This window comes from Candidatus Enterococcus moelleringii, assembly GCF_017377575.1.
In the GTDB taxonomy this organism is placed as follows: Bacteria; Bacillota; Bacilli; order Lactobacillales; family Enterococcaceae; genus Enterococcus_A; species Enterococcus_A moelleringii.
Genome location: NZ_JAFREM010000006.1, coordinates 45,706 through 71,600, shown reverse-complemented (window position 1 = coordinate 71,600; position 25,895 = coordinate 45,706). Strand labels below are relative to the sequence as shown.

Sequence of the window (25,895 nt, the reverse complement as noted above, 5' to 3'; positions counted from 1 at the left end):
TTACATAGCCTCCTTTGTTCGATGTGCCAAAGCGACATCCATGAATAGATTTTCCAAGGCAGCACTGGTTTCTGGCAAGTCGCCTTGATAGCCTAGTTGCCCGTTGGCGATAATTCCGATGGTGTCCACCGTGCTCTCAACTTCTGAGAGGATGTGGCTGGAGAAAATCACGGTAATGCCTTTGGCTGGAAAGGAACGAATCAATTCCCGCAAATCCTGAATGCCTAAGGGATCTAAACCGTTGGTGGGCTCGTCCAGAATCAAAAGCTTCGGCCGATTCACTAAAGCTAAGGCAATGCCCAACCGCTGCTTCATGCCCATTGAAAATTGGCGGGCTTTCTTTTTATCGGTGTTGGTTAAGTCTACTAATTCAAGGACTTCATGAATGCGGGAAGTGGGCAAGCCTAGTGCTGTCGTTCGCACCAGCAGATTTTCGTAGGCAGTCAAGTTACCATAAAGGGGTGGGCTTTCGATCAAGGCACCAATCTCAACCAGATCCTGCCGCTGCCAGACTTGCCCGCGATAAAACATTTCACCCTTCGTCGGTTGAATAATGCCGGCGATCATTTTTAAGGTAGTGGATTTGCCCGCGCCGTTTGGTCCTAGCAGACCGTAAATACTGTTTTCAGGAATTGAAAGGGACAACTGATCGACAGCTGCTTGGTTTTTATAGGTTTTTGTCAGGTTTTTAGTGGTTAAGATCATTTTGTTCATAGGTGATGACTCCTCCTTTTCGATACATTAACTATAAAAGGAGAATATAAGGAAAGGATAAGGAAAATGAATAAGCCGACGCAAATTATCTTGCATCGGCTAAATGTATATAGAATCGAAACAGCTGTACAGTAGGATAATTTGTCGTAAGTCTGCAGGTTTATTGTGCTAAGACCACCCGGTTCACGGTATCAGTAATGCAGGTTTGTAGGGAGATTCGTTCGCCGCCGGCATCAATGACCCGGAACCAAGTGTCGTCAGCCGGATTATTTGCGTTGAAACCGTCGTCGCGAACATCCAATACTTCGTAAACGGTGTAAGTTTTAGTGTTGCCGGCTGCATCGACAACGGTGATCGGGCTGCCCACAGTCAAATTCATGACCGGTGAAAAATCACCTGGATTATGTCCGATAAAATGAGTAGGTGCGCCGTCGTTTACAGCGCCAGTGCCTGTCCAAGTGCCAGCACCGCTAGCTGGTGCTTCAGCTGCGCCATTGGAAGCAATAAAAGGAATCGTGGTTCCTAAAAAAGAAAGACTTGCATTTGGTTGTGGCGCTGGAGCTGCTTCAGTCACAGTTTCCTCTGGTTCAGCGGGTTCGGCTTGAACCGCTTGTTCTGTTTGTTCCGTTTCATCAGGCAGGATCGTAATTTTTCGGGTTTTCTTTACTTCAACATCTTTTTCTTTTAAGCGATAGGTCAAAATATATTCGCCAGCAGCCTCTTTGTTCAGGTCGCCATCCACTTGAATCTTGTCAGTCGCATCATTGCCGTCGCTGTCATAGCCCTGCACGCCTTTCATTGGATCAAAAGCTGCGGCATCTTTTAGGGCAATGGTGCAGTCGGCGACTTGTTCGATGCGAGGTTTGCTGGCTCTATCAGAATGTACAGCTGTTTCGTTTTCTTCTATTCCCAGCGAGGTAATCAATCCAAAAATTCCCAAGATACTAGCCAATGCAATAATCACTCGTTTCCATAATTCCATTTCAGCCACTCCTTGTAAAATTAGTTGAATATCTCTTTTCGTTTGTATTATAGAAAGAAACTTTCAAATAATTTTCTTTGTTTTTTCAGAAATGGTTGGGAAATTTTAAAAAAATGTAGAATGAACGAATGATATAGTTTTAGAAATAATTTTCTGTGGATTGACTGATGGATCGTTAGGAAGTACTATATAATTAACGAATGTTCTATATTTAGAGAAAATGTTCAGACGGCGAATTGTGTTATGAAGAAGGGGAATTATGTTAGAAGTAGAAAAGGCACAGGTAGTTGAATACGGCAAACGGTTGATTAGCTCCGGGCTAACCTCTGGAACTGGGGGGAATGTCAGTATTTTCAATCCAGAGAAGGAACTGATGGCGATTAGTCCTAGTGGAATTGATTATTTTGCGACGGAAATTGACGATGTGGTCTTGATGGATTTGGATGGGAATGTGGTGGAAGGAAACCGAAAGCCTTCTAGCGAATGGCAGATGCATCTGATTTATTATCAAAAACGGAGAAAAGATGTGCAGGCAGTGGTTCATGCCCATGCCACCTTCAGTACGATTCTGGCAATTTGCCGCAAGTCTTTACCGGCGACAGCGTACCAAATTGCTATGGCGGGTGGAGAAGATGTTCGCTGTTCGGAGTATGCTACTTTTGGGACAAGAGAATTGGCAGAAGTATCCTTTGAAGCAATGGAGGATCGTTACGCCTGCTTTTTAGCCAATCATGGACTGCTGACCTGTGGGCAATCGATCGAGCAGGCCTTTGGGATTGCGGAAGAAGTGGAACGGATGGCGGGTCTGTATATTGGTGCCAGTCTATTTGGTGATCCAGTTGTGTTGGAAAAAACCGAAATCAATCGCATTATCGATCGCCTGAAATTTTATGGACAGGTGGTGGAGGACAAGTGGGTAAGATTGTTGTAGTTGGGGATGCCTATGTTTCTGTAGCCACCTTGAGTGAAGCGGTTAAGGAGATGCAACTGCCAGAGCCGTTGGAGATTCAGGGGTTTGAATGGGAGAGTACTTGTTCCATGACGGAATTTCAAGAGAAAGTACGGATTATTGAAGAAGGCGGCCCGGAAGCCGTGACGCTGCCAGTGGGAATTCTAGAAGCAATGCCGGAAGCGGACTATTTGTTTGTTCATATTGCACCAGTTTCGCAAGCGATGCTTCAAGCTGCACCAAATTTGAAGCTGATCGGCACCTGTCGCGGTGGAGTGGAGCATCTTGCAATGGAGGAAATCAGACAAAGAGAATTGCCAGTCCTGCACGTGATTCGCAATGCCGAGCCAGTTGCTGATTTTACGATTGGTTTAATGTATGCGGTCACACGCAATATTGCTTTGGCTCACGCGGCGGCAATGCGAGGTGAATGGTTGAAGGTTTTCCCTAACGATGCCTATAAAACAACTCTTTCCCAGCAGACGGTGGCTTTAATCGGCTTAGGACATGTCGGCAAGCTGGTCGCCAAACGGTTAAACAGCTTGGGAGTTCCGGTGATGGCTTACGATCCTTTTACCGATGAAAAAGCCCTGAAGAAAGCTGGTATTGATGTGAAGCTGGTAGATTTGGAAACGGCCTTTTCTCAGGCGAAGATCGTTTCTCTGCATTTGCGGGTCACGCCGGAAACCACGAACTTGATCGACCAGCGCTATTTGAAACTGATGCAGCCAAATGCATACTTGATTAATACTGCACGACCAGCTGTGTTGGAGAAGCAAGCGTTTATGGAAGTTTTGCGGAATCATCAGATTGCTGGAGCGGCGATTGATGTGGTTTGGCAAGAGCCGATTGCGCCGGATGATCCCTTGTTGGAGCTGGACAATCTGACCATTACCTCCCATATTGCCGGCGATACAGTGGACGCGATTCCTCGGTCGCCGTTTTTGCTGAAAGATGTAGTGAATAGCTATTTGGAGCAGGGCGAGAGTGACATGCTGATTAAGTAAAGTTAAATTGAGAGTGCTTGATTAACTGTAGTATGACAAGCGTTCTATATGCTCAATAATAGAAGCACCCCATCCTAAACATTCAAGGATGGGGTGCTTTTTGTGGTTAATTATCCGGCAACGGCCCGACCAGTGCTTGTTTGAGGCCTTGCTCAAAATCCTGCTGGATCGAGTGGTTCACCAGCTCGTTTAAGTAGCGGATATCTGCTACCGTCGGGAAGATATCGGTGACGACACAATTGTCTCGTTTAATCGTTGTCAGACTGGTGATGATAAAATCAAAGCCTTCTAAGCTGGCCTTGGCATCACAAAACAGGTCATAATCAATCACCTCGAAGGCAAGATTATTGGTGAAAGAGTTATTCAACTGGTAGGAAAACAGCTCACTGTGATCCTTGTCATAGGCGTACAATACACCGACTTTTTTCTTTAGCTGATTGTCCATTACCAATTGCGTCAGCGTAGTCTCGTTGACGATCAAGGAATAAAGCAATTCGAAAAAGAGACTGTCATTGTCCAGCGCTGCTCGATAACGTAAAAATTCCTGCTGCAGGGCTTGCGCGACCGTTTCGGGAAAACAGCTGTTTTGCTCAAAGAAATTCTGGACAAAGCGCTGTTTCTGGTTGTTTAGAATATAGTTGCGGTTCTTATAAAGGGAAAGCGTGGTATCTAAGACACGACTATTCGTAAAGGGCACACGACCACCCAGTAAATCGAACAGATTTTGGGCAAAAGTGAGCGCTGCTTTCTTTTTATTGATTAATTCTGGCGATGCGACATCCTGCTCCATGTAATAGTAAAGCTCGGACAAGGCTGAATTGATGAAGCCCGGGAACTTGACTGAAAAGGCCTCTTCAAATTGTTGGTGGCTAAGGACGAAATGATCGTTATCTGCTTCGCTAAAGCCATGGTTCAAATATTCGGGAAAATGTTTACTTAGCTTAATAGTCACCCACAGCCAAACCTTCAACCGTTGATGGTCCTGGATACCGCCGCGATGAGGCAAGTTCGTAAAGCTCAGCAGCAATTGATCCAACACTTTGTTTTCCTCCGTTGAAATAAACTCATCTGTGCGATCGTATTTCTCCAGCATGTAAGGAATATAGAAGGCACAAATCGTGTGATAGTCTCCCTGCAGCTTAAAAGGAGAGTCGCTAAGCGAAAAGTCGTATAGCTTGCAGATGTGCTTGAGATTGTGCCTCAACTGATTAAACTGAGAACGACTAATTCCGAAATGCTCGACAATATCCTTGGTTTGAGAAAATGGATTCAAGAAGATGTACTCTATCAGTCTCAGATGAATCGATTCTTGGTAAAAATAGCGATAAATCGTACTGTAGGTAGTCCGGTTGTTTCGTTTCAGAAAATAAGTCCCCATTCCTCGTTGGATCACAAAAAAGTCAGTGGACTGTTCAATTTCGTCAATATATGTACGGATTGTTTGCTTCGATGCACCAGTCAGCGCCTCCAGCTCCTCGATGGCAATTTCGTTTTTCGCTAGAAAAGCTTCCATAATACTCAATTGGATATTGTGTTTGGCTGACAACAATTGTCTCATAGACTCACTTCCTCTTCCTTCGTCCTGCAACCTTTTAAAGCTCAAAAGTCATTTTAGGATGGTTTTGACTCGTATTATAACAAAAAAATGAAAGAAAAGGATCAAAAACGTGCATTTTTCGTTAGAAATGGCTTTGCACATAAATTTAGTTTCAATAAACAGGAAAGTAATCAATGGATTAAAAGGAGGTAATAAAAGAGTCGTTTACGTATAAAAAAAGGTTTTTTGCTGTTTTAATTATATTAATGAATATAATTGGCTAACTGAAACCAATTTTATGTTAGAAATTATTGGCCCCTCGGCATTCCGCGGCTTAATAATGGAATATAACAAAATTATTCCGATTGATTCTGCTAAAGTGTAAGCCGGACAATGGAGCAGCGGACCTGTCTAGTCAGTAAAAAAATCAAAAAGATGGAGGAAACATTTATGCGCAAAGTTTTAATACTCACCAAAAATATATTAAATGAACAGGAGCTTCAAGAAAATATTCAGCGTCTGAGCCACGAAGTCTATTGTACAACGTGTGATTTTGACCAGCTGGATAATAAAGTTTTTCTGATGAACATCGTTAATTTTTTCCAAATTGTGATCATTAGTGAAACGATCTCCGATAACCAAATGGCAGAAGTGCTTAAAGTTTTAAACTCAGAACAAACCAAGGTATTCCGCAAAGTGGAATTTATGCCTGATAAAAAAGAACGGGCGCAGTTTGACGAGTTCACGATTGATGAATGGTTGGAAGTATCTGATTCATTGGAAGTGTTGAGAGAAAAAATCGAACGTTCTACAGCCAGCAACCTGACAAAAGTCGGGATGGGCGGGAATTCTTCAGTGGTGAACTTCAATGCTCAGAGCCAGTTCTTCCTATCTGAAGGAGAACAATTCCTGAAAGCCTTGCGGAAGCTGTCCAGCAATGAACGCAAAGTTTTCTACTACTTAATTTCGGTGGAAAACCAAACGATTTCCCGCAGAGACATTTGTGAATATGTTTGGGAGGAAGAATTGACCAATTCTCAGCTGTCTTCCTTGTCTAATATTGTGAAAAAGATTCGCAGCAAGTTCCAAGAAGTCGGCATTCAAGACGAAATTATCAAGAACCAGTGGAAAAAAGGCTATGCCTTCACTGATAAGTTCTGGCAATTGATTCAGCTGGCGAAGTCGGAAGGACAATTGGCAGGGTAAATGAGCTGTTACAGTGTAAAAAGCAGAAGTACTAAAAGTAACGTAAATCAGCCTGTTTGATTACGTTACTTTTTTTATAAACACTAAAGTACGAGCTTTCACAAGCTTTGCACTAATGGAAATAAGGAGCGAGAAAATGAAGAAAAAAGTAGTTACGGTTAGTCTGGTTTTAGTTTTATTAGGAGTCGATTTACTTGGTCCAGCAGCTGTATTTGCTGAGACGACAACGGCAAGCTCAACAGGTGAGGCGTTAGAAACAATTTCAAGCAGTTCAAATTTGACGACAGTTACCTCGCCGTCAACTGGAAATGAGGTGTCTGACTCTACGGCAGTATCTACGTCGGAATCCGCCACAACCACCACGGAAGAACCAAAAGATTCACAAGAAAAGAAACCAGTGGAAAGTACGCCGAAGGAAAAATCAGTTGTTCTGACAGCCAATGAGTCGATCACTGATCCTCTTTTGGCAAAGGGAACACTTTCGTCAATGGAGGGGGTCGAATTCAGCCAAACGGATCGTACTCGATTGTTAAATAATACGCCAGTGCAGTTGAATCTGGATTTTTTGATCGCGGATAAGAATTATGCACCTGGTTCTACGTATGAAATGAAGCTGCCGGATCATCTGGGGTATTCCAGCAGCGAAGGAACCATCAAAAATCTGGATGCTAGCTGGAAGGTAACGGCGGCCAGTCAGCTGTTGACCATTCAGTTTAATCAGCGAATTACCGATGCAAGCTTCTCTTTGAATTTGAAGAGCTATTTATACACTGACAGTCAGCCTCTGATGGATGTGATGATAGACGCTGTTCAAAAAAGCAGTTACCCCATCGATCTTTACGAAGAAGTTGATCCGATAAAATACAGCGAAACGCAAGGGATCATCGGTTTAAACGGAACAATTTACTACAATTTGGATCGTAATTTGACGGGAAAAGAAAAATTGTCGCTGGCTCTGACGGCAACACCTGGAGCGGTATTTGAAAAAGAAGACCGGACGGCTATGAGTGTTTATGAATATGATGTGGATGTAAAAGGGAATGTCCTGCCAGCCAGTGAAAAGCTTTTGACTGAAGGCGGTGATTACACCGTTACCAGCAATACTTTGTACGACACCTCGGTAGAAATCAACCAGCTGAATCAGCAAAAAGCTTACGGGATTCGCTACAATTTTTTCATCGGACTGGCCAGTGTCAGTGATTATTCCTATTTATTTTCTAAGGGGTATCCGACGACCGGTTTTGGCAATGTTTATTTAAAACGGACAACGGCGAAGTACGGCGGTCTGGCACTAACCGCCAAAACCAGCAAGGATCAAAAAGAAGTCTACTCCCGGGGCTATGATTCCATTGCCAACGGCAGCATGTATGAAAAGGGCAACTATTCCCTGTACATCCATCAAATGCCAACAAAAATGACCACCGGACAACAGATTATCCTTACAAGTCAAAATGGACAGCCAATTGAATTGGTGAACCTGACGGCCAATAATGCTGCGTATGAATCAGTCGTGGTCAGTGATTATTTTGATGTGGAGGCAGCAGACGATACTGTTACTCTGACAGCGAAAAAAGACAGTACACTGCGATTGGGACTTTTCCGGATCAAGGTTCCATTCAACAGCAAAGACATTATTGTGAATGCCAAGTCGTCTTTGATTAATCAAGCTTACAAAATTATTGAGGATACCTATGTTCAGCCGATGTATGTGTTAAACCCCACTAGTGTAGAAACTGCCTGGGGGAATTATTTCCAAAACGGCGCCTATGCGGGTGACGCTAGTGTTGGACTTGAAGGGAGTACCTCTGCACCTCTTGAGAATGTCGAAATTACGGTGGAGCATCCGGCGTATCTATCGTTGCGGCAGCTGCGAAATGTTTCCTTCTATTATAAATTAGGAGAAGACTATACGATTACACCAACGGACAAGGGTTCGGTGGTCAAATTTACAACACCAGTTACTCAATCGATTCAGTTCGATTTAGGGTTTAATTATGTGCCTGACAGCTTGGCAACCGATGTGTTCATCCCGGTTGATAAGCTGCCAGTGACGATTAAGGCAGACGGTTACGACACGGTGAACACCACTGTTACGACTGGTCGGAAATTATACTCTGAACGCACGCTGCAGGCCAGCAAAAACCAATTTTTAGTGAATGCTCGTCAGGACACACAGGATGATTTAGTGGTGAAAACTAAAATCCCGCAAAATACCGAAGTTGTCTATGATATTTATGATGTATCCAATGATCAAGTGGATTCTATTTATCCTCAATATTGGGATCGAGGCTACTATTTTGATCAGCCGATGAGTGAGCAGTCCGAAGCGTATCCAACGGTTACCTTCGATGAAACCAGCAGTACCTATACTTTTGATTTCGGTAAAACCAACAAGCGTTACATTATCGAATACAAGTATGCTAATGGCTGGCTCAATACTCCGGCGATCACTGTTCAGGGCAATGCCAAAGAACCCCTTTATAAGAATCAAGAGATGGTGGCTTATGCCCGGGTAGAAAATGAAGGCAGCAAGATCATCGAGGCCGCTCAAAATGCCGTGCCGGAGCTGAACAATCTGACGCAAAGTACGGTTAAAACGCAAAATATTGATGCCAAAACTAAAAAGGTAGTGAATCCTACTTTTGAGCTTTCGGTTAAAGGCAATACCAACGGTTCGATCGACGTGAATTCGATTCGAGTTTCCGGTGTTCCGGAGACGGCTTACCAAGTGGAGAAAACCGAGACAGGCGTTAATCTGGTCTTTTCTGATTATACGTTGACTGAAAATATTGAAATCAGCTACAATGTCATTTCGAAAAATCCTGGACAAGTTTCCACCCAAGCAGTGATCTCTTCGGAAAGTATTGATAGCTTGGATGAAGCAACCCGGACGGCTGTCACACCTGTGATGAATTTGCAGTTTTCTGAAGGAGATTCGGAAGGGATTGTTTATCAAACGGAGGCGGATTTCCATGTGTTAGCAACGGATGATGAGAAAACCGCGATTTCGGATGTGGATCTGGTATTGGTGGATGAGGTAACTGGACAATCTCTTTCGTTTAAATCAGATGACCAAGGGGATTATCACTTCGCTGAGATCATGTCCGGTAAGTATTTGTTGTTCGTGACCAATGCACCAGAAGGCTACACGATTCCTGATGAGTACCTTCAAGGCAAGGAAATCCAGCTGATGAAGGCTAACAATGATTTCAAGATATATCTAGATGCTGTACCAGACTATACCAGTGTTGCCGTGCAGGATTCCACTATTTACGTAGGGGATGTGTGGAATGCAGCGGACAATTTCGTTTCAGCTACGGATGCATCAGGCGCCGAAATCGGAGTGGAGCAGCTGGTAGTAATTGGCGAGGTGGATACTGCCCAAGCCGGTGATTATCAAGTTGCTTATCAAAATGGCAGCAAAACGGCCACCGCCACGGTTCATGTGTTAGCCAATCAACAGGCTGTTCAAGCGAAGGACAGTACGCTTTATGTTGGCGATGACTGGACTGCTGAAGATAATTTCGTATCAGCAACTGATAAAGCTGGAAATGCGGTAGATTTCGAAGTCGTAACTGTGTCTGGAGAAGTTGATACGAATACACCGGGAAGCTATGAAGTGACTTATTCCTATGGAGGTGCTAGTGCTGTAGCAGTAGTGACCGTATTGGCGGATCAATCCAGCGTGATGGCTAAAGATTCAACCATCCATGTAGGTGATAAATGGGAAGCGGCCGATAACTTTGTATCAGCTACTGATAAAGTCGGCGAAGCGCTAAGCTTGGATCAGCTAAAGGTTGAAGGCGATGTGAACACAGCTAAGGCTGGCGATTATGAAGTCGTGTATAGAAATGGGGGCAAGAGAGCCGTTGCAGTGATCCACGTGGTTGCTGACCAAACGACTATTGCAGCCAAGGATTCTGCGCTTTATGTCGGTGATGAATGGACTGCCGCTGATAACTTTATCTCAGCAACGGATAAATCAGGTAAAGCGGTCGATTTTAAAGAGGTGACCGTTACGGGAACTGTGGATACTGAAAAGGCCGGCAAGTACCAAATAACCTATTCTTATCAAGGGGCTAGTGCAGTAGCGACTGTTACGGTGAAAGAGAACCAGGCAAGTCTCTCTGTCGTTGATTCCACGATTTATGTTGGTGACAAATGGACACCAGCCGATAATTTTGTTTCGGCCGTCGATAAGGATGGCAAGGCGATCGAATTTAAAGAGGTGCGCACAAAAGGCACCGTCGATACCAGCAAGGTCGGCGAGTATGAAGTAGAGTATACAATTGCTCAAAATGGAACATTCACCGATAATTTATTGCAGCGGGTGCTGGCTCCAGAAGCCACAGTCACCGCTACGGCTAAAATTCGAGTTGTTAAAAAGGATGAGGGTAAAAAAGAAGACGAGGTCAAAAAAGAGACGGGTTCTTCTGATGGGAACACACCTGTGACTGCGCCGAAGCAGACACCGACAACACGTGCTCCTGAACAAATTGTTCGTACCACCACAGCAGCAACAAGCAAAAGCTTCCCGAAAACCGGGGAACAGCAGCAAAGCTGGATGTACATTTTAGGAGGCCTGCTGGTAATTGCGGCAGTATACTTCTTGCGTAAACGAAAACAAGGATAAACTAATAAACGGCTAAGCGATGAGAACCGCTTAGCCGTTTGTTTGTGGTTGGATAATCATCAGCTATTTCAAAGTACAAACTACTAGTAATGGCCCTTGTTTAAATCAAAAACCTACTATAATATAGGTAGTAATAACGTATACGAACAGAATAAAAATTACCTCAATAAGGAGTGAAGCACAAATGAAACTAGCAATTATCCTAGAAACTAAAGAACCGGAAAAAGCTTGGAATGCCTTCCGCTTTGGCGTAGCCAGCTTGAAGAAACAGCACGAGGTCAAATTCTTTTTGATGGGGGAAGCCGTAGAGGTAGAGTCGATTGAGGATGAAGCCTACGATGTGCCGGATCAAATGAAGAAATTAGAAGAAGCTGGCGGGGAACTGTTAGCCTGCGGCACTTGTTTGAAGTCTCGTCAATTAGAGGACAAAACCAGTTGTCCGATCTCTACCATGTTTGACTGTGTAGAAATGGTGGAATGGGCTGATAAAGTAGTGACCTTCTAACTAAGTTGTAAACAGATTCTTTGCCATCTGTGGTGGAACATGCTACCTTTAACTTATAAAAAGTAAGTGATGGAGGAGTAGCGATGAAAACATTATATGATGCTGGAAAATCTGATGGTAAGAATTTATTGCTGTTGCACGGCACTGGCGGCGATGAGACGTCACTGGTGGATATTGCCCGTTTTATGGACGGCAGCTGCCGCATTTTGTCTTTCCGGGGCGAAATTCAAGAAGACGGCATGAACCGTTTCTTTAAGCGCAATGGCTTGAATCAGTTCGACTTTGAAAGCTTAGAAGAAGAAAGTGACAAGCTGCTGGCTGCGATTGAGAAAGAAAGCCAAGACAAAGGTGTCGCTATGGAAGATTGGGTGCTGGTAGGTTACTCTAATGGGGCCAATATTGCTGCGCATCTATTGTTGGAGCGGGAAACACCGTTGCGCCAGGGTGTCTTTTTCCATCCCATGTCTTTAGAGGTGCATACGCAGAAATTTGATCTGTCTGATAAACGTATTTGGCTGTCTTACGGCGGCGATCGTGATCCGATTGTCAGCCAAGAATCCTTTGACGAATTAGTCACTGCCTTCCAAAAACGGAATGCCGATGTCACGGTGGAAGAAACCAGCGCTGGCCATCAGATCAATATGGAAGAGCTGCAATCTGCCCGCAATTGGCTGGAGAATCTATAGGCGGGAAATTTGTGCTAAAACTAAATAAGGCCTACTCTGTAATAAAGAGGAGGTCATTATTATGACAGACGCAAACAAAGAGTTAAAAGATATGAAGGACAAAACAAAAGGCAAGGCCAACGAAACAGCTGGCAAAGTAAGAGATGACAAGAGCCAAGAACTAAAAGGCAAAGGTCAATCTTTCGGAGCTGACTTGAGAAACGATGCCCGTCACCTAGGCGACGACATCAAAAACGAAGGCAAAAAGCTGAAGGATAAATTTAACAAGAAGAAAGAAGACTAAGTATACGACTGACGATTCCTGATGGAGTTGTCAGTTTTTTCTTTGTTTATAGTTTTCGGATATCCCATCAAAGAGTCCTACGACAAGTTAAGTTTGAATCTAAATAGGTAATGTAAGTTCCATCATATCTTTATGCGCGAACTAAAAAATGCATTTTTGGAATTTTGGACGTATTTAACTAACGAAGTAAGGAATTCGTATTTTCCGGTTTTACAAGTGATAGCGAACGTGCTATCCTATACATATGGAAAAACTAGTATTTCACATCATAAAAAGAAAAGATGGTACTAGTGAATTTATGGATTTTGTTGAGTCTTTACCATTAAAAGACGCAGAAAAATTGCTGGCAACGATCGATCAAACAGAAGAATTTGGATTGCTCATTGTTCAAAAAATGGAGTGGGGAAAGAAATTGGAAACAGACCTTTACGAACTGCGATCTAAGGTTGGAAGTAATATTCAACGAGCGATTTATTTTCAAAAAGTAGGAAATGAATATTTTATCACTCATGGATTTACTAAGAAGTCTCAAAAAACTCCTAGGAAAGAAATTGAACATGCAAAAAAATTAGGGAACTGTACAAGAAAGGGGAATTGTAGTGACTACTGTTAAAGAGTTAATCGAACAAAAAAAAGCAAGTGACCCTAAGTTTGCAGAAGGGTTTGAAAAAGAAAAGCAACGACTGAGCGTAGCTGTGGCTGTAGCCCAATTGAGAGAAGAGTTGGGTGTTTCCCAGCGTGAACTAGCAGAAAGAGTAGGGAAGCCTCAAAGTACGATTGCTCGAATTGAGAATGGATCGATGAATGTTAGCTTCAAAGTCCTATACGAAATCGCCACAAAAGTAGGAAAAGAAGTACGAATTGAATTTAAATAAACAGACAGAACCCCAGTAACTATTAGTTGCTGGGGTTCTGTCTGTTTATCAAAAACGGGCCTCACTAGGAAGGAGGACCGTTCCATCTATTATTCAGTTAAAAACTGTTCAATTGCTTCAGTATTCTGCTGGGTATCCAGCTCGATGACACTGCCGCTTTCGGTATAGTCGTTGAACTGCCACGAACCATCTACAGGGACAGACAAGGATTCGATGCTTTCGGTTTTGCCTAAAGCAAAGTCTTTGCCGACGCTAAGCATCGTATTTTCCGGTACGTTGGTTTCTACATAACCTAATAGCTTACCAGTTGTTTTCGGCAGCTTAGTTAAGGAAGTAACGTTGGTGACCTGTTCGGCGATGGCCTGCATTACTTGCTGCTGGCGACGAACTCGACCGAAGTCACCTTCTTCATCTTTGCGGAAGCGAGCGTACTGCAAAAGCGTGTTGCCGTCCATTTTTTGTTTGCCCTTTTCAATGAAGACACCATCTAAATCCAGATCTTTTTCAGCGTTAATCGTCACGCCTTTTGGAAACAGAGTATCTACCGCGTCTTTGAAATGATCAAAGTCGATGACAACATAATATTGAATCGGCAAGTTGAAGTTCTCTTCTAAGGTCTTCCGCACCAGTTCGATCCCGCCATAGGAATAAGCGGCGTTGATTTTATCCATGCCGTAGCCTGGAATATCCACATAGCTGTCTCGCATGATGGAAATCAGCTTCGGAGTCTTTTTAGATTGGTCATAATGGGCCACCATCAGGGAATCTGATCGGCCGCGATCCTCTCCGCGGGAATCTGACCCGATAATCAGCACATTCAAGTCGTTCACATCCGGCGCTTCTTCTCCGTTGAACTCAATTGAAGCTTCGGTGGTGGTATTTTTCGTTGATTCATAGCCGTTAATAAAGGAGAATGCGAAGTAACCCTCTACTAGGACAATCGCTCCCAGTAGGATCAGTAATCCGCGTTTGACAGCTTTCATAAAATTTCCTCATTTCTTCTATCATTCGTGCTTATTATGAACTTTTTTCATCAGATGGGTAGTCATATCGGAGAAAGAATTCGAAAATTTAGAAAAAATCAAAAAATGCGAGTTCTATCGTAAAAACAAAGGTTGTCATTTAATTGGTATATGATAGAATGGTAAAAATACTATGAAATGAGAGAGTGATTAGAATGAGAAAAGTCAACGTGGCTGTGGTAGGTGCTTCTGGTGCAGTAGGCACACAAATGATCAAGATGTTAGAAGAAACATCCATGCCTTTAGGCGAAGTAAAATTTTTAGCTTCCATCCGTTCCGCAGGCAAAGAATTAACCTTCAATGGCGAAACTAAGATCATTGAAGAATTAGTACCTGAATCCTTTGAAGGCGTTGACCTGGCTTTATTTTCAGCTGGCGGTAGCATTTCAGCGAAGTTCGCTCCGGAAGCTGTAAAACGCGGTGCGGTGGTAGTCGATAACACAAGCCATTACCGCATGGATAAAGAAGTCCCGTTAGTTGTGCCCGAGGTGAACCCTGAAGCATTGCGGGAGCATAAAGGAATTATCGCTAACCCGAACTGTTCTACCATTCAAATGATGGTTGCTTTAGAGCCTGTGCGTCAAGCATTCGGATTAAAACGCGTCATCGTTTCAACTTACCAAGCCGTTTCCGGTGCCGGTAACCAAGCGATGGAAGAATTGAAAACCCAAACGCAAGCTTTCTTGAGTGGTGAACCAATGGAAGCAAACATCCTGCCAAGCGGTGGCGATAAAAAGCATTACCCATTAGCGTTCAATGCCTTACCGCAAATTGATGTTTTCGCTGAAGAAGGTTATACCTATGAAGAGTGGAAAATGGTCAACGAAACCAAGAAAATCATGTCAGACGACAGCATTCAAGTTTCAGCTACCTGTGTCCGTATCCCAGTCTTGTCTGGTCACTCTGAATCCATCTATGTGGAAACAGAAAAACCAGCGACAGTGAAAGAAATCCAAGACGTGATCGCTAAAGCACCAGGGGCTGTCTTAGAAGATGACCCTAGCCAACAGATTTATCCGCAAGCACTTAACAGTGTCGGCAGTAAAGAAACCTTTGTTGGCCGCATCCGTAAAGACTTAGATGTTGAAACCGGCGTGCATATGTGGGTTGTTTCAGACAACTTGTTAAAAGGTGCCGCTTGGAACTCGGTCCAAATCGCTGAAAAAATGGTGGAAATGGAATTACTATAAAACTTAATCGTAATGTGAGACGTTCTTCTGAGGAGGAGCGTCTTTTTTACATTCTAAATAATTATACGAGGATACTGCGTTGATATAGTTAAAAATTGCCAGTGATGATCGATAATATCTATGGTACAGGTGTACTATGAAAGCAATTATTTGATCTCTTTTTTGAAGAAAACTAAAATAGAAAAATCAGATTATTGAGACGGGTTATTGATTGTTATATCAACTTTTTCCTCCAGAATTTTTTTCTTGAATTTGACTATTTGTTAATAAAACAAATAATCCTGCCTCCACAATTATTTTTCTTCTGTGTTACAACAGGTGATATTTTTTCGAATAATTCGTTTGCTTTAATTGTCGAAAAATATCTTGTTTTTTTATAATTGTTATATTATTATAATTATAGAGAAGCTTCTGGCAATTTTTTGGTCTTTAATTACACCAGAAGGCGAAAGTGAGATAAATGAAGCTTGTTTTTGCGAAAAGGGGAGGTGCTCGTTTGTGATGGGAAAGAGTGAAATGGATATTCGCGAGGGCGAGGAAGGTGAGGTAATCGAAGAGCAGGAAGTTGAGAAGAAATCCCATAAATCATTGCCGCAAAAAATTACCGGTTGGATAGCGATTGTTATTTGTTTACTGTTGTTGCCCATCCTGATTGCGAACCTTGTGATCATCGTGAAAGGCAGTTTGAACCCGGATGAGATACCTACCGTAATGGGTTTTGCCCCGATGGCTGTTGTCACAAATTCCATGAATACCGGTGAACCAGATGCGATCCGGGCAGGAGACATGGTTGTCACTAGACAGACTGACCCAGATACATTAGAGGTCGGCGATATCATTATGTTCCAGAGCGGTCAGACAGCGGTCATTCACCGAATTGTCGCTTATGACCAAGAGACCGACACCTTCACGACAAAAGGTGATGCCAATAATACTGAGGATTTAGATCCAGTAGCAAAAGATCGGATTATAGGTAAGTTTATGCAGCGTGTACCTCGTGTGGGAGACTTTATTTTATTCTCACGTACACCACTGGGGATGCTGATTTGTATTGGGATACCAATACTACTATTTTTGGGATATGACTTTGTAGCTAAGCGTGTCACACGCCGCAAAGAAGTTAAATCATAAATTAAGGGGAAATTCTTTTAAGAAGGGAAGAAAAGAAATGAGTAATGAAAAGAAAGAAATTACACAGCGTAAAAGCAACAAGTCTGTAAAAACCGCTGTTTTGTTGTTTGGTGCGGTTTTACTGACAACTAGTTTGTTAGGCGGGACATTGGCGAAGTATACAGGGACTATTGGTACTGCGAGTGATGGTGCTAGAGTTGCCAAATGGTACTTGAGTGAGGGTTGGGAGTCTTTTGATTTATTTAATACCTCTTATGATGCAAACAAAGCTAAAAAATCTGTATTTTCCGAAACTACTGAGAATGTAATTGCACCAGGGACTACTCAGAAGTCTGATTTGTTAGCAAACTATCCGAGTGAAGATCCAGAAGTTGCTTATAAATTACAGTTAGGCATCAATACTGATACTACCTTACAAGTTCCAGTACCAGTAGGAACTACAGATCCAGCTGCACCTAAACAAGGATTCAACGATAAGGCAATGTTTTACTCAAATCATACTGGTGGAAAAGGTTGGGCTGTAATTAGTGGACAATATTATTGGGCACCATTAAAATTTAGACTTTACGATAAAAACGGTGATTTAGTTTTTAATGGAGTAAGTACAGCAAATGGAAGTAGTGAAGAACCAACAAAAAATGTAGAAAACCCACAATTTAAAGCTTTTATCGCGGATTATTTGGAGCAAGATGAGCCTAATCCGGTTGATGATTCTAGAATACCAAATCATGCCCACGGTGCTGCTGTTGCTTGGTTGATACAAAACAATCCTGACCTGTTTTCTTCAGAGGTTATTTATCCAGCAGATGGACACGGTACAGATACTAGTGTGAAACTTGGTAGTATTGAATGGGTATGGCCTTTTGAAAATCAAGACAGCGACATCAATGATAATCCGTTGGCTGCTAGTCAAAATGAACTTGATACTTTATTAGGCTTCAATGCCTCGGAAGCTCTTGATGGAGGAGTGACGCTTGATGTCCCTCGCGTAGTTATTCAATTAAGAGGTACACAAGTCCAAGTCGACTAATTTGCATTATGTTTTGAGAAGCTGTTTTCAGCTTCTCAAAAGGTTGTCTAACACTAGGCAGCCTTTTGAGAAATTGAAAAAGAGGAGGGAAAATCATGGATAAGCACATCAATTATCCAGTAGGCAAAATAAGTCGACTGATCTTATTTTTTGCGGCTTTATTCCTCTGTTTTTTTGTCCAAACGCAAAAGGCGTACGCGGCAATTGAAGATTTTGTGTATGTGATAGATCAGTATGGCGAGCGCTGGCGTCCAGGTGAGATGACTAATACCAACATATTTGCGACGGTTATTGAAGATACGGTTGCGAATCCTGCTCTGAACGGCGAAAAAGTAATTGCACCAGGTACTAGCGGAAATTATTCTTTTACCATCCACAATACATATGAGTATCCGATCGAATATACGGTTATCGGCAGAAATCAAAATGTTGATGAGCTTCCGTTAGATTTTAAGCTGCGTGTGGCTAATGGTCCTTGGATTACCCAAGGGGATGACAGTTGGAATTTGTGGTCAGATACCTTTCCTTTAGATTACAAACGTATCCTCGAATCGGGAATGAGTGAAACGATTAACCTGCAGTGGCAATGGCCTTTTGAACGGAATCGAGACCCTGAAGATACCGATTACGGTGTTCTAGCTCAAACGCAAGATTTGGTTTACGAATTGTCACTCAATGTAATTGTTGAAACAGATGAAGGAACTGTGCCCTCTGGTGACAATCCAGACCCTGGTGGTTCAGGTGAAGTTCCCAACACGCAAGGAGATGCTCCTAGTGATGGCGACTCTTATATCAGCAGAGCTTCCTCTTTCTTCTCGGAAAGAAGATGGCGGACACTCCCGCAAACCGGCGAATCATTAGCTAAAGCAAGTATCGTGATCGGTTTCTTGATTGTATTTTTTGTTTTTATTATTTGGCGACGCAGAGGACGGCAGGATGAGCAGGATAGTTAATGCATTAAAAAATATAACGATTGTATTTTTGTTGCTGATTTTAAGCTTCAATTTATATAGTTTGTATCAACGGAATGTGAATGAGAACCGCTTCCCCATGGCATTTGGTTATGGTTATGCGGTGGTGGCTTCTGGAAGTATGGAGCCGGTATTGTCTTGGGGTGATTTGGTGGTTGTCCGAGAAGAGGATGACTACGAAGATGGTGATATGATCACTTTTATCCAAGAAGGCGACAACCGGCCAACAACCCATCGAATTATCACAACTAATGGTGAGCAATTTGTTACTCAAGGGGATGCCAACAATGCTGAAGATACACCGATAGTAGCCGATCAGATTTTTGGACGAGTCGTCTTTACTCTTCCGCTGATTGGTTACTTGATTCAATTCGTGAGTACACCGTTAGGGATGCTGGTAATTATCGTATTATTTTTACTAACGTTTTATTTAGATTCAAAGAGAAAAGAGGAAGGAGTGTCTGAATGAATAAAGGCAATATTAGAAAAGTAATTTTAAAAATACGTGACAACTCTTTCAGATATCTTTTTCTACTGGCTTGTCTGACCTGCGCTACTATTGGGTGGACTAGTGCGAGATATACCAGTGACATTTATGCTAGTCCGGATAGTGCTAGGACGGCCGAGTTTTCTTACGAGATAGAAAATTTAACTTATATAACTACTGAACAAGGTGATGTGATATCACAAGAGGCTAGCATGACTGATTGGGAAAATATTAGACAGATTAATTTGTATGAGCTCGATCAAAGTAAAAATGAGAAGTTCAAGGCAGTTTTTAACATTGAACTTCAATCTGAAGCTACTGTAAAACTAGATATGATTAAGACTATTGAGGGAACAATGCAGCCTTTAGATGTAGATAGTGTGGAACTAGTAATTGATGGAAAAGTAGCAGAAACTATAGAAAACCCTAGTACTCCAAATCGTGCCCCAATGTTAACATATACTCTTGAACCTTCTGCAAATAAGCGGGCTATCCAATGGACAGTTATATTAAGTCACACAGGTTTAGGCACACATCATAGAAACGATTTGAATCTAATTCCTGTCGTTACGCAGATCGACTAGAAAGCGAGGAAATATGAAACGCAATAAAATTTTGATTACTTTGCTATTTTTAGTCTTCCTGACTGCTTCAAGTTATACATTAGCTAAATTCACTGATAGACGGACTTACGTAATAGGCGTAAGCAATACAGCAGTAAAAGTCGCCGCACCCGCGGTAGCCCAAGCTGAACAAATAGGTGAGGATCTTCAACCAGCAGAAAGCAATACAGAGGCTGAGTCTATTGAAGATGAATCATCAATCGAACCAGCTCAACTTTCTCCACGACTAATCTTCGAATCCGATTCTGTAACTAGTGAACAAGAAGAATTGTCTTTGCAAGAAGACGGCATCTACGCTATTCAGCTTTATGGAGATGCTTTAGAGGATGGCAAGTCTAGTTATTTGGCTGGTTACCTAACTTACACAGCTGATAAAAAGCTTTCTTACCAGTTGGGAATGGAAGAACCGATTGATGAATCGGGAGAAGTGGCCGAATCTGACTCAACACAAGAATTACCCAAAGTATCTCAACTATTCCAAGCTGAGACCACCGACCCAATCATGCAAGTTGAGGCATCTGAACCTTCCCTAAACCAAAAGTTTATAACCGAAATTCCAGAGGACTCGAAGCTTCATGAACTGCTTAGTCCCAAAGAAGAACGCACCACCAGCAAAATCATCGTGACTTATTTAGGGCCAATTTCAGAAGTAGAACAGATCGAAGAACTAAATCAAGCTAACTAAAAGGAATCAAAAAGTGTAACAGCTTTTTGGTTCTTTTTTTCGCGAAAAACCTTGTTAAATCAACACCGGAAAGACTTTTCTACCTGGAATAGATAGACAAAACCCGCTATTTCCCATACGATAATGACAGTAAAACGACAAGGAGCAAACAATGAAGATTGGTGAACAACTAAAACAAAATCGATTAAAAGCGGAGCTGACCCAAGCTGAGGTGGCGGAGGAGATTTTTGTCTCGGCTCGTTCGATTTCCAATTGGGAGAATGGCCGAAACATGCCGGACATTGAAAGTCTGATTCGTCTGGCTAAGCTTTTTCAGCTGTCGTTGGATGAATTATTATTGGAGGGATCAGATATGGTAGAAGAAATAAAGAAGAAAGAGTTCGCGGTCAGACAAACGCAGTTTCTCTATTTGGGAACAATAATAACCGGTGTTTTGCTTTTTATCATGATGTTCTTGATGCCAGAAAACACAGAATCTTGGCTGCAAACGACTATTATGATTGCCTTCGTGACTAACATGGCACCGATGATCTATTTCGATCTAAAAATCCGCCACTTGAAGGGCAAAACCTATGACTGGGAAAAGGAGCTTCGACGCAGCAAACTAGTGACGCTTGTAGCGTTCATTTTGATTATCATTTTTATTGCTTACCTCTATACGCTCTAAATTTAGAAAAATATGTTGCAAAAAGCTAACAAAGTCGTTTCAATACCGGTTTTTCACTATTCCCTCTATATTTTTCAGGTGCTTTACATTAAAATTGTTAGTGTGAAGTTTTTTACTGGGGGATTTATTAATGAAAAAGGGACAAAAGTGGATTGTTTGCGGGTTAGTGCTCGCGGTTTTATTAGCAACTGGAATTAGTATCAAGGTGGGGCTGGATAGCCGCAGTGAGGTACAAAGCCAAGTGGACAGAAAAACTTTACCTGGCACACTTTCTAAGAAAGAAGAGGAACAGCTGCAACAGGCGGAAGCTCTAGCAAAGCAATATGATTATGATGGCGCCATTAAGCTGCTTAGAGACTTAGATATAAAAGAAGCGGAAGCGAAGATTACCGATTATGAGCTGCAAAAAAGTGAAGCGATTGTCTGGTCTGACCCGACGCTCTTTTCTCACTTATCGGTACAACCACTGGTAGTTTCACCCGATCGTGCCTTCAGCGCAAACGCAAATTACCGCGGGAACAACTTAACAATCGATGAGTTCAGCAACCTGTTAAATGAACTCTATGAACGAGAGTATGTCTTGGTTCGACTATCAGATATCGTGAAAAAGAACGACAACGGTGAATGGGAATTCATCGGCGTTACACTGCCAGATGGCAAGAAGCCGTTGTTGCTGTCGCAGGAAAATGTTTCTTATAATGAAGAAACTGCCGAAGCGGGACTTTCTACTAAACTAGTAGTGGATCGAGATAATCGGGTGAAAAGCTGTTACCGTGAAGGCGACAATGAATTGGCAGGCAACTATGATATGGTGCCGCTAGTGGATCAATTTGTTTGGCAGCATCCAGAATTTTCTTATCGAGGATCAAAGGGCACTTTGGCCGTTAGCGGAGCAGAGGGCGTCTTCGGTTATGATGTGTCGGCAAAAGGGAAGGCTAAGAACAAGGAACGGGCAACAGCGGTTGCGGATCGTTTGAAGGAAACCGGCTGGACCTTGGCCTCTTATTCTTGGGGACCGATCAATTTCAACCACTCAACCTTGGCGATCGTTCAACAGGATACGGTTAAATATAAGGCTGAAGTGGAGCCGATCATTGGAGAAACACCACTGTTGTTGTTCCCGTCAGGTTCTGATATTGGTACTTGGCAGCCTTACAATGAGTACAATCCAACGTATGTTTATTTGCAGGATGCAGGATTTTCAGTCTTCAGCCAACAGGATGCCAGCCTAGAATCCTGGGGTGAGTTCTCACCGGCATATTACCGCAACTCGCGGATTATGGTAACTGGCACAGCCTTGGAATCAGGCGCGGCTTACTTAGCACCATTTATGGATACAGCTGATGTGATAGATACAGAAGCGCGAGGACTATAGTAAATTAAGGAGACTGTGTGTCTTCTTTTTTTAGTTTGAAGAAAGCATAGTTATTCACAATTAGAAAGCTTATTAAACCGATTTTAATGGTGTCCGGCTTAACAAACTAACTTTGTCGGCAATAAGCGAAAATTTTGAGAAACTTGAGGAGCAGTTTATCAAAATTTTAGTCTTATTGCTCCAAAGCTGTGCGAGTTTGCGAAGCCTTTCTTACCATTCTAGCGCCCTGCATGGTTTTTCAGTAAAAATCATGTATAATAGCTAATGAGTGTATATGCACAGACCGAACTGTTACGGGGTCTGAGTAAGCGTAAAACTAATAGATAAAAAATATAAGAGGTGGCTATTTTTGAGTACAATCAAAATGATCCCCTTCAGCGGAGTGCGTGAAAATGGTAAAAACATGTACGTGGTTGAAGTGGATAACGATATTTTTGTCCTAGATTGCGGACTAAAGTATCCCGAAAATGAATTACTGGGAATCGATATTGTGATTCCTGACTTTACCTATCTAATCGAAAACGCGGATCGTGTGGCAGGAGTATTCTTGACCCACGGACACGCCGATGCGATTGGGGCTTTGCCATATTTAGTATCCCAAGTAAATGTTCCAGTATTTGGAACCGAGCTGACGATCGAATTGGCAAAATTGAACGTGAAGGACAATGACGACAGCAAAAAGTTCAACGACTTCCATGTGATTGATGAGCATACGGAAATTGACTTTGGCACAGCAAGCGTCAGCTTCTTCCGTACAACCCACACGATTCCGGATTCAGTGGGGATTAGCTTGAAGACCGATGAAGGCAGCATTGTCTATACCGGTGATTTCAAATTTGATCCAACTGCGATTCCTATGTATGCAACAGATTATCGTCGTTTGGCAGAGATTGGTTCTGAAGGCGTATTGGCGCTGTTCAGCTCTTCATCCAATGCGGAAAATGCGATCCAGGTTGCTTCTGAGCGTGACATTGCAGCAGAAGTATACGACACCATCAAATACTGGGATGGCCGTATTATTGTCGCTTGTGTTGCCAGCAACCTGCAACGAGTACAGCAAATTTTGAATGCTGCTAAAAAAGCGCAGCGCAAAGTAGTTTTAACCGGTCAGGACTTTGAACGGATTATCCGGACAGCTATGCGTCTTGGCAAGCTGGAAGTACCAGAAGAGTTGTTTGTGACCTTGAAGGAAATGAAGAAATACAAACCTGAAGAATTGATCATCTTAGAAACTGGTCGCATGGGCGAACCAATCAAGTCATTGCAAAAAATGGCCAACGGTTCTCACCGCAACCTGCGCATTGAAGAAGGCGACTTGGTGTACATCACCACTACGCCAACAACGGCAATGGAAACGACGGTAGCTAAGACCGAAGACATGATCTATCGCGCAGGCGGTATCGTGAAGAGTATTTCGGAAGACTTGCGGGTTTCAGGGCATGCTAATCCAAGAGATTTGCAAATGATGCTGAACTTTATGTCGCCAAAATACTTCATCCCGGTTCAAGGAGAATACCGTCAGCTGGCAGCTCATGCTGATTTGGCTCACGAACTAGGCATGGCTTATAAAGATATCTTTATCACTGGCCGTGGTGACGTGTTGGAGTACAAGAACAAACACTTGAGCTCAGCTGGCAGCGTACCAGCCGACAACGTCATGATCGACGGAATTGGTGTTGGGGATATCGGCAATATCGTACTTCGTGACCGCAAAGTCTTGTCAGAAGATGGAATATTTGTCATTGTTGTGACGATTGACCGTAAAGGCAAAAAAATCGTTTCTGCGCCCCAAATCACTTCTCGCGGCTTCGTCTATGTAAAAGCCAGCCGTGACCTAATGAAAGAAAGCGGCGATATCACCGAAGAAATCGTGGTGAAGCACCTGCATTCTGATGATTTTGAATGGAGCAAGCTAAAACAAGACATCCGGGACAAACTAAGCCGCTATCTATTCGAACAAACCAAACGCCGTCCCGTGATTCTTCCAGTGATTATGGAAGCTAATCAACGCAGAGGACGCCGGAAATAAAATTAGTACGTAACAGTCAAACGTCGAAGCAGATGTTTGGCTGTTTTTTTGCATGGGATGTCCTCTACAAGAACCAAAATGAACAGACGAAAAACCAAATTGAAATGTTGAGGAGCTTTCAAGTTTGGCTAAAAATTCCAGAAAAAATGATAACGCTTTCTTGTTTTGGCGCCTTTCGACCAAGTTGAATAGAAGTTGGCACAGGAATTGCTTTATAAAAGTTGAAAGCAAAAAATGAATGAGGAAGTGATCCAATGAAAGCAGAAGTGTTGTATGGACCCGATGATGTCCGATACGAAGAGGTAGAGGAACCAACTTGTCCTGCAGACGGTATAAAAGTAAAGGTGATTGCCTGCGGTATTTGCGGTTCAGACCTGCGTACCTATGGCGGTGGATCGAAGAATTCGATTCTACCTGCAATTTCAGGACATGAAATCACAGCTGAAGTAATTGAAAGCCATTATCCAAGATTTCCTGAAGGTACTCGTCTTTCGATTGCACCGGTAGTTGTGTGTGGTGAATGCTGGTATTGTCAAAACGGAATTCAGAACTTATGCGACAACATTCGCATGATCGGAACTGCGGAAGGAATCGATGGCGGTTTTGCGGAATATATTGCTTTTCCGAAAGAAATCATTGATCATGGCTGCTTCAACGCGATTCCTGACGATATTGATCCGATTGTCACAGTTATTGCAGAGACGGCATCTTCAGTATTATGTGCGCAAATGAACACCAATATTGTCATGGATGATTTAGTAGTCGTAATTGGAGCAGGAACAATTGGGTGTCTTCACAGTGAAATTGCCCGCATTCGTGGGGTAAAAGAAGTTGTGATTGTGGAGATGAATGAAGACAAGGCGAACTTAGCTCGAAAACAGGGATTTGATAATGTTGTAAATATGAGCAGCTCAGATCCGCGACTGAAAGAAATGGTTTTAGAGAAAAGCAATGGCCGAGGAGCCGATGTGGTGATTAGTGCTTGTCCTGCTGGTCAGGCACAGGCGGATGCAGTAGATTTGGCTCGTAAACGTGGGAAAGTCATTTTATTTGGCGGTATTCATCCTTCTAGTGCCAAGCTATTAGATACTAACGCAATCCATTATAAAGAAATTATGGTTTATGGTGCTTCAGCTTACTCGCCAGAAGTAAACCGGAAGGCATTGAATTTAGTATTAAATCGCCAGTTGGATGCTCGTAAGTTCATTACCCATAAATATGAGTTGAAGGATTTAGCGCAAGGCTTTGCGGATATGCGCGCAGGTAAAATGATCAAGGGCGTTATTATTCCATGAGAACGTAAAAAGC

Annotated in this window: 24 protein-coding genes; 20 read left to right on the top strand and 4 right to left on the bottom strand. The window is 42.7% G+C overall.

The window, feature by feature from the left end; genetic code table 11:
- Both JZO70_RS04340 and JZO70_RS04335 read right to left on the bottom strand, forming a co-directional pair.
- Entirely contained in the window at positions 1-714 is a 714-nt protein-coding gene (locus JZO70_RS04340) for a lantibiotic protection ABC transporter ATP-binding protein (RefSeq protein ID WP_207672316.1), read from the bottom strand.
- Between the two features lie 160 nt (positions 715-874).
- Positions 875-1,696 carry a sortase domain-containing protein gene (locus JZO70_RS04335; protein ID WP_242703769.1) on the bottom strand — a complete coding sequence of 274 codons (822 nt, stop codon included), beginning with the start codon at positions 1,694-1,696 and terminating at the stop codon, positions 875-877.
- Positions 1,697-1,955: 259 nt separating this feature from the next.
- On the opposite strand from JZO70_RS04335, the gene JZO70_RS04330 reads away from it, so the two are divergent.
- Both JZO70_RS04330 and JZO70_RS04325 read left to right on the top strand, forming a co-directional pair.
- Entirely contained in the window at positions 1,956-2,627 is a 672-nt protein-coding gene (locus JZO70_RS04330) for an L-fuculose-phosphate aldolase (RefSeq protein WP_207672315.1), read from the top strand.
- Complete coding sequence (locus JZO70_RS04325) at positions 2,609-3,652, top strand: NAD(P)-dependent oxidoreductase (protein WP_207672314.1); 1,044 nt, start codon at positions 2,609-2,611, stop codon at positions 3,650-3,652. The genes JZO70_RS04330 and JZO70_RS04325 overlap by 19 nt, the downstream gene beginning before the upstream one ends.
- 106 nt (positions 3,653-3,758) lie before the next feature.
- Here JZO70_RS04325 and JZO70_RS04320 read toward each other — a convergent pair whose 3' ends face one another.
- Positions 3,759-5,210 carry an AcpB/EbpR/MafR family transcriptional regulator gene (locus JZO70_RS04320; protein WP_207672313.1) on the bottom strand — a complete coding sequence of 484 codons (1,452 nt, stop codon included), beginning with the start codon at positions 5,208-5,210 and terminating at the stop codon, positions 3,759-3,761.
- A gap of 429 nt (positions 5,211-5,639) precedes the next feature.
- On the opposite strand from JZO70_RS04320, the gene JZO70_RS04315 reads away from it, so the two are divergent.
- The 7 genes from JZO70_RS04315 to JZO70_RS04285 all read left to right on the top strand — a co-directional run bounded on the left by JZO70_RS04315 (position 5,640) and on the right by JZO70_RS04285 (position 13,377).
- Positions 5,640-6,395 (top strand): helix-turn-helix domain-containing protein, encoded by a 756-nt coding sequence (locus tag JZO70_RS04315; RefSeq protein ID WP_207672312.1) that lies wholly within the window; start codon positions 5,640-5,642, stop codon positions 6,393-6,395.
- Positions 6,396-6,531: 136 nt separating this feature from the next.
- The gene (locus JZO70_RS04310; RefSeq protein ID WP_207672311.1) at positions 6,532-11,028 is read left to right on the top strand and encodes a bacterial Ig-like domain-containing protein; all 4,497 of its coding nucleotides are present in this window, start codon (positions 6,532-6,534) and stop codon (positions 11,026-11,028) included.
- Positions 11,029-11,212: 184 nt separating this feature from the next.
- Complete coding sequence (locus tag JZO70_RS04305; protein ID WP_207672310.1) at positions 11,213-11,533, top strand: DsrE/DsrF/TusD sulfur relay family protein; 321 nt, start codon at positions 11,213-11,215, stop codon at positions 11,531-11,533.
- A gap of 83 nt (positions 11,534-11,616) precedes the next feature.
- Positions 11,617-12,219 (top strand): alpha/beta hydrolase, encoded by a 603-nt coding sequence (locus tag JZO70_RS04300; protein ID WP_207672309.1) that lies wholly within the window; start codon positions 11,617-11,619, stop codon positions 12,217-12,219.
- A 61-nt stretch (positions 12,220-12,280) separates the two neighbouring features.
- Complete coding sequence (locus JZO70_RS04295; protein WP_207672308.1) at positions 12,281-12,502, top strand: CsbD family protein; 222 nt, start codon at positions 12,281-12,283, stop codon at positions 12,500-12,502.
- Positions 12,503-12,746: 244 nt separating this feature from the next.
- A complete protein-coding gene (locus tag JZO70_RS04290; protein WP_207672307.1) occupies positions 12,747-13,115 on the top strand; it encodes a type II toxin-antitoxin system RelE/ParE family toxin in 369 nt (122 codons plus the stop codon).
- Entirely contained in the window at positions 13,102-13,377 is a 276-nt protein-coding gene (locus JZO70_RS04285; protein ID WP_207672306.1) for a helix-turn-helix domain-containing protein, read from the top strand. The genes JZO70_RS04290 and JZO70_RS04285 overlap by 14 nt, the downstream gene beginning before the upstream one ends.
- Positions 13,378-13,466: 89 nt before the next feature.
- Here the strand turns inward: JZO70_RS04285 and JZO70_RS04280 are convergent, their stop codons facing one another.
- Positions 13,467-14,360, bottom strand: coding sequence for an LCP family protein (locus tag JZO70_RS04280; protein ID WP_207672305.1), 894 nt, complete (start codon positions 14,358-14,360; stop codon positions 13,467-13,469).
- Positions 14,361-14,554: 194 nt separating this feature from the next.
- Between JZO70_RS04280 and JZO70_RS04275 the strand changes: the two genes are divergently transcribed.
- From JZO70_RS04275 to JZO70_RS04225, 11 genes are all read left to right on the top strand, one after another.
- On the top strand, positions 14,555-15,589 hold the full coding sequence (locus tag JZO70_RS04275) for an aspartate-semialdehyde dehydrogenase (RefSeq protein ID WP_207672304.1): 1,035 nt from the start codon (positions 14,555-14,557) through the stop codon (positions 15,587-15,589).
- 501 nt (positions 15,590-16,090) lie between these two features.
- Positions 16,091-16,720: a signal peptidase I gene (locus JZO70_RS04270; RefSeq protein ID WP_242703768.1), complete on the top strand. Its 630-nt coding sequence runs from the start codon at positions 16,091-16,093 to the stop codon at positions 16,718-16,720.
- 37 nt (positions 16,721-16,757) lie between these two features.
- Positions 16,758-17,750, top strand: coding sequence for a hypothetical protein (locus JZO70_RS04265; RefSeq protein WP_207672303.1), 993 nt, complete (start codon positions 16,758-16,760; stop codon positions 17,748-17,750).
- 95 nt (positions 17,751-17,845) lie between these two features.
- On the top strand, positions 17,846-18,703 hold the full coding sequence (locus JZO70_RS04260; RefSeq protein ID WP_207672302.1) for an LPXTG cell wall anchor domain-containing protein: 858 nt from the start codon (positions 17,846-17,848) through the stop codon (positions 18,701-18,703).
- Positions 18,687-19,190: a signal peptidase I gene (locus JZO70_RS04255; protein WP_207672301.1), complete on the top strand. Its 504-nt coding sequence runs from the start codon at positions 18,687-18,689 to the stop codon at positions 19,188-19,190. Before JZO70_RS04260 ends, JZO70_RS04255 begins: the two co-directional genes overlap by 17 nt.
- Positions 19,187-19,792 carry a hypothetical protein gene (locus JZO70_RS04250; protein ID WP_207672300.1) on the top strand — a complete coding sequence of 202 codons (606 nt, stop codon included), beginning with the start codon at positions 19,187-19,189 and terminating at the stop codon, positions 19,790-19,792. Before JZO70_RS04255 ends, JZO70_RS04250 begins: the two co-directional genes overlap by 4 nt.
- A 13-nt stretch (positions 19,793-19,805) precedes the next feature.
- A complete protein-coding gene (locus JZO70_RS04245) occupies positions 19,806-20,516 on the top strand; it encodes a hypothetical protein (protein ID WP_207672299.1) in 711 nt (236 codons plus the stop codon).
- 151 nt (positions 20,517-20,667) lie between these two features.
- The gene (locus JZO70_RS04240; RefSeq protein WP_207672298.1) at positions 20,668-21,183 is read left to right on the top strand and encodes a helix-turn-helix domain-containing protein; all 516 of its coding nucleotides are present in this window, start codon (positions 20,668-20,670) and stop codon (positions 21,181-21,183) included.
- A 130-nt stretch (positions 21,184-21,313) separates the two neighbouring features.
- A complete protein-coding gene (locus tag JZO70_RS04235; RefSeq protein WP_207672297.1) occupies positions 21,314-22,558 on the top strand; it encodes a hypothetical protein in 1,245 nt (414 codons plus the stop codon).
- A gap of 349 nt (positions 22,559-22,907) precedes the next feature.
- The gene (locus tag JZO70_RS04230) at positions 22,908-24,587 is read left to right on the top strand and encodes a ribonuclease J (RefSeq protein ID WP_207672296.1); all 1,680 of its coding nucleotides are present in this window, start codon (positions 22,908-22,910) and stop codon (positions 24,585-24,587) included.
- Between the two features lie 254 nt (positions 24,588-24,841).
- Positions 24,842-25,882, top strand: a complete 1,041-nt coding sequence (locus tag JZO70_RS04225; RefSeq protein ID WP_207672295.1) for a zinc-binding dehydrogenase — start codon at positions 24,842-24,844, stop codon at positions 25,880-25,882.
- Positions 25,883-25,895 lie beyond the last annotated feature (13 nt).

What these genes read in the sequence shown, in the direction of transcription:
- JZO70_RS04245 (WP_207672299.1), top strand. Translation starts at nt 19,806, where the DNA reads ATGAAACGCAATAAAATTTTGATTACTTTGCTATTTTTAGTCTTCCTG.
- JZO70_RS04310 (WP_207672311.1), top strand. Translation starts at nt 6,532, where the DNA reads ATGAAGAAAAAAGTAGTTACGGTTAGTCTGGTTTTAGTTTTATTAGGA.
- JZO70_RS04305 (WP_207672310.1), top strand. Translation starts at nt 11,213, where the DNA reads ATGAAACTAGCAATTATCCTAGAAACTAAAGAACCGGAAAAAGCTTGG.
- JZO70_RS04255 (WP_207672301.1), top strand. Translation starts at nt 18,687, where the DNA reads ATGAGCAGGATAGTTAATGCATTAAAAAATATAACGATTGTATTTTTG.
- JZO70_RS04330 (WP_207672315.1), top strand. Translation starts at nt 1,956, where the DNA reads ATGTTAGAAGTAGAAAAGGCACAGGTAGTTGAATACGGCAAACGGTTG.
- JZO70_RS04235 (WP_207672297.1), top strand. Translation starts at nt 21,314, where the DNA reads ATGAAAAAGGGACAAAAGTGGATTGTTTGCGGGTTAGTGCTCGCGGTT.
- JZO70_RS04260 (WP_207672302.1), top strand. Translation starts at nt 17,846, where the DNA reads ATGGATAAGCACATCAATTATCCAGTAGGCAAAATAAGTCGACTGATC.
- JZO70_RS04225 (WP_207672295.1), top strand. Translation starts at nt 24,842, where the DNA reads ATGAAAGCAGAAGTGTTGTATGGACCCGATGATGTCCGATACGAAGAG.
- JZO70_RS04280 (WP_207672305.1), bottom strand. Translation starts at nt 14,360, where the DNA reads ATGAAAGCTGTCAAACGCGGATTACTGATCCTACTGGGAGCGATTGTC.
- JZO70_RS04290 (WP_207672307.1), top strand. Translation starts at nt 12,747, where the DNA reads ATGGAAAAACTAGTATTTCACATCATAAAAAGAAAAGATGGTACTAGT.
- JZO70_RS04265 (WP_207672303.1), top strand. Translation starts at nt 16,758, where the DNA reads ATGAGTAATGAAAAGAAAGAAATTACACAGCGTAAAAGCAACAAGTCT.
- JZO70_RS04315 (WP_207672312.1), top strand. Translation starts at nt 5,640, where the DNA reads ATGCGCAAAGTTTTAATACTCACCAAAAATATATTAAATGAACAGGAG.
- JZO70_RS04320 (WP_207672313.1), bottom strand. Translation starts at nt 5,210, where the DNA reads ATGAGACAATTGTTGTCAGCCAAACACAATATCCAATTGAGTATTATG.
- JZO70_RS04335 (WP_242703769.1), bottom strand. Translation starts at nt 1,696, where the DNA reads ATGGAATTATGGAAACGAGTGATTATTGCATTGGCTAGTATCTTGGGA.
- JZO70_RS04250 (WP_207672300.1), top strand. Translation starts at nt 19,187, where the DNA reads ATGAATAAAGGCAATATTAGAAAAGTAATTTTAAAAATACGTGACAAC.
- JZO70_RS04295 (WP_207672308.1), top strand. Translation starts at nt 12,281, where the DNA reads ATGACAGACGCAAACAAAGAGTTAAAAGATATGAAGGACAAAACAAAA.
- JZO70_RS04275 (WP_207672304.1), top strand. Translation starts at nt 14,555, where the DNA reads ATGAGAAAAGTCAACGTGGCTGTGGTAGGTGCTTCTGGTGCAGTAGGC.
- JZO70_RS04300 (WP_207672309.1), top strand. Translation starts at nt 11,617, where the DNA reads ATGAAAACATTATATGATGCTGGAAAATCTGATGGTAAGAATTTATTG.
- JZO70_RS04240 (WP_207672298.1), top strand. Translation starts at nt 20,668, where the DNA reads ATGAAGATTGGTGAACAACTAAAACAAAATCGATTAAAAGCGGAGCTG.
- JZO70_RS04340 (WP_207672316.1), bottom strand. Translation starts at nt 714, where the DNA reads ATGAACAAAATGATCTTAACCACTAAAAACCTGACAAAAACCTATAAA.
- JZO70_RS04270 (WP_242703768.1), top strand. Translation starts at nt 16,091, where the DNA reads ATGGGAAAGAGTGAAATGGATATTCGCGAGGGCGAGGAAGGTGAGGTA.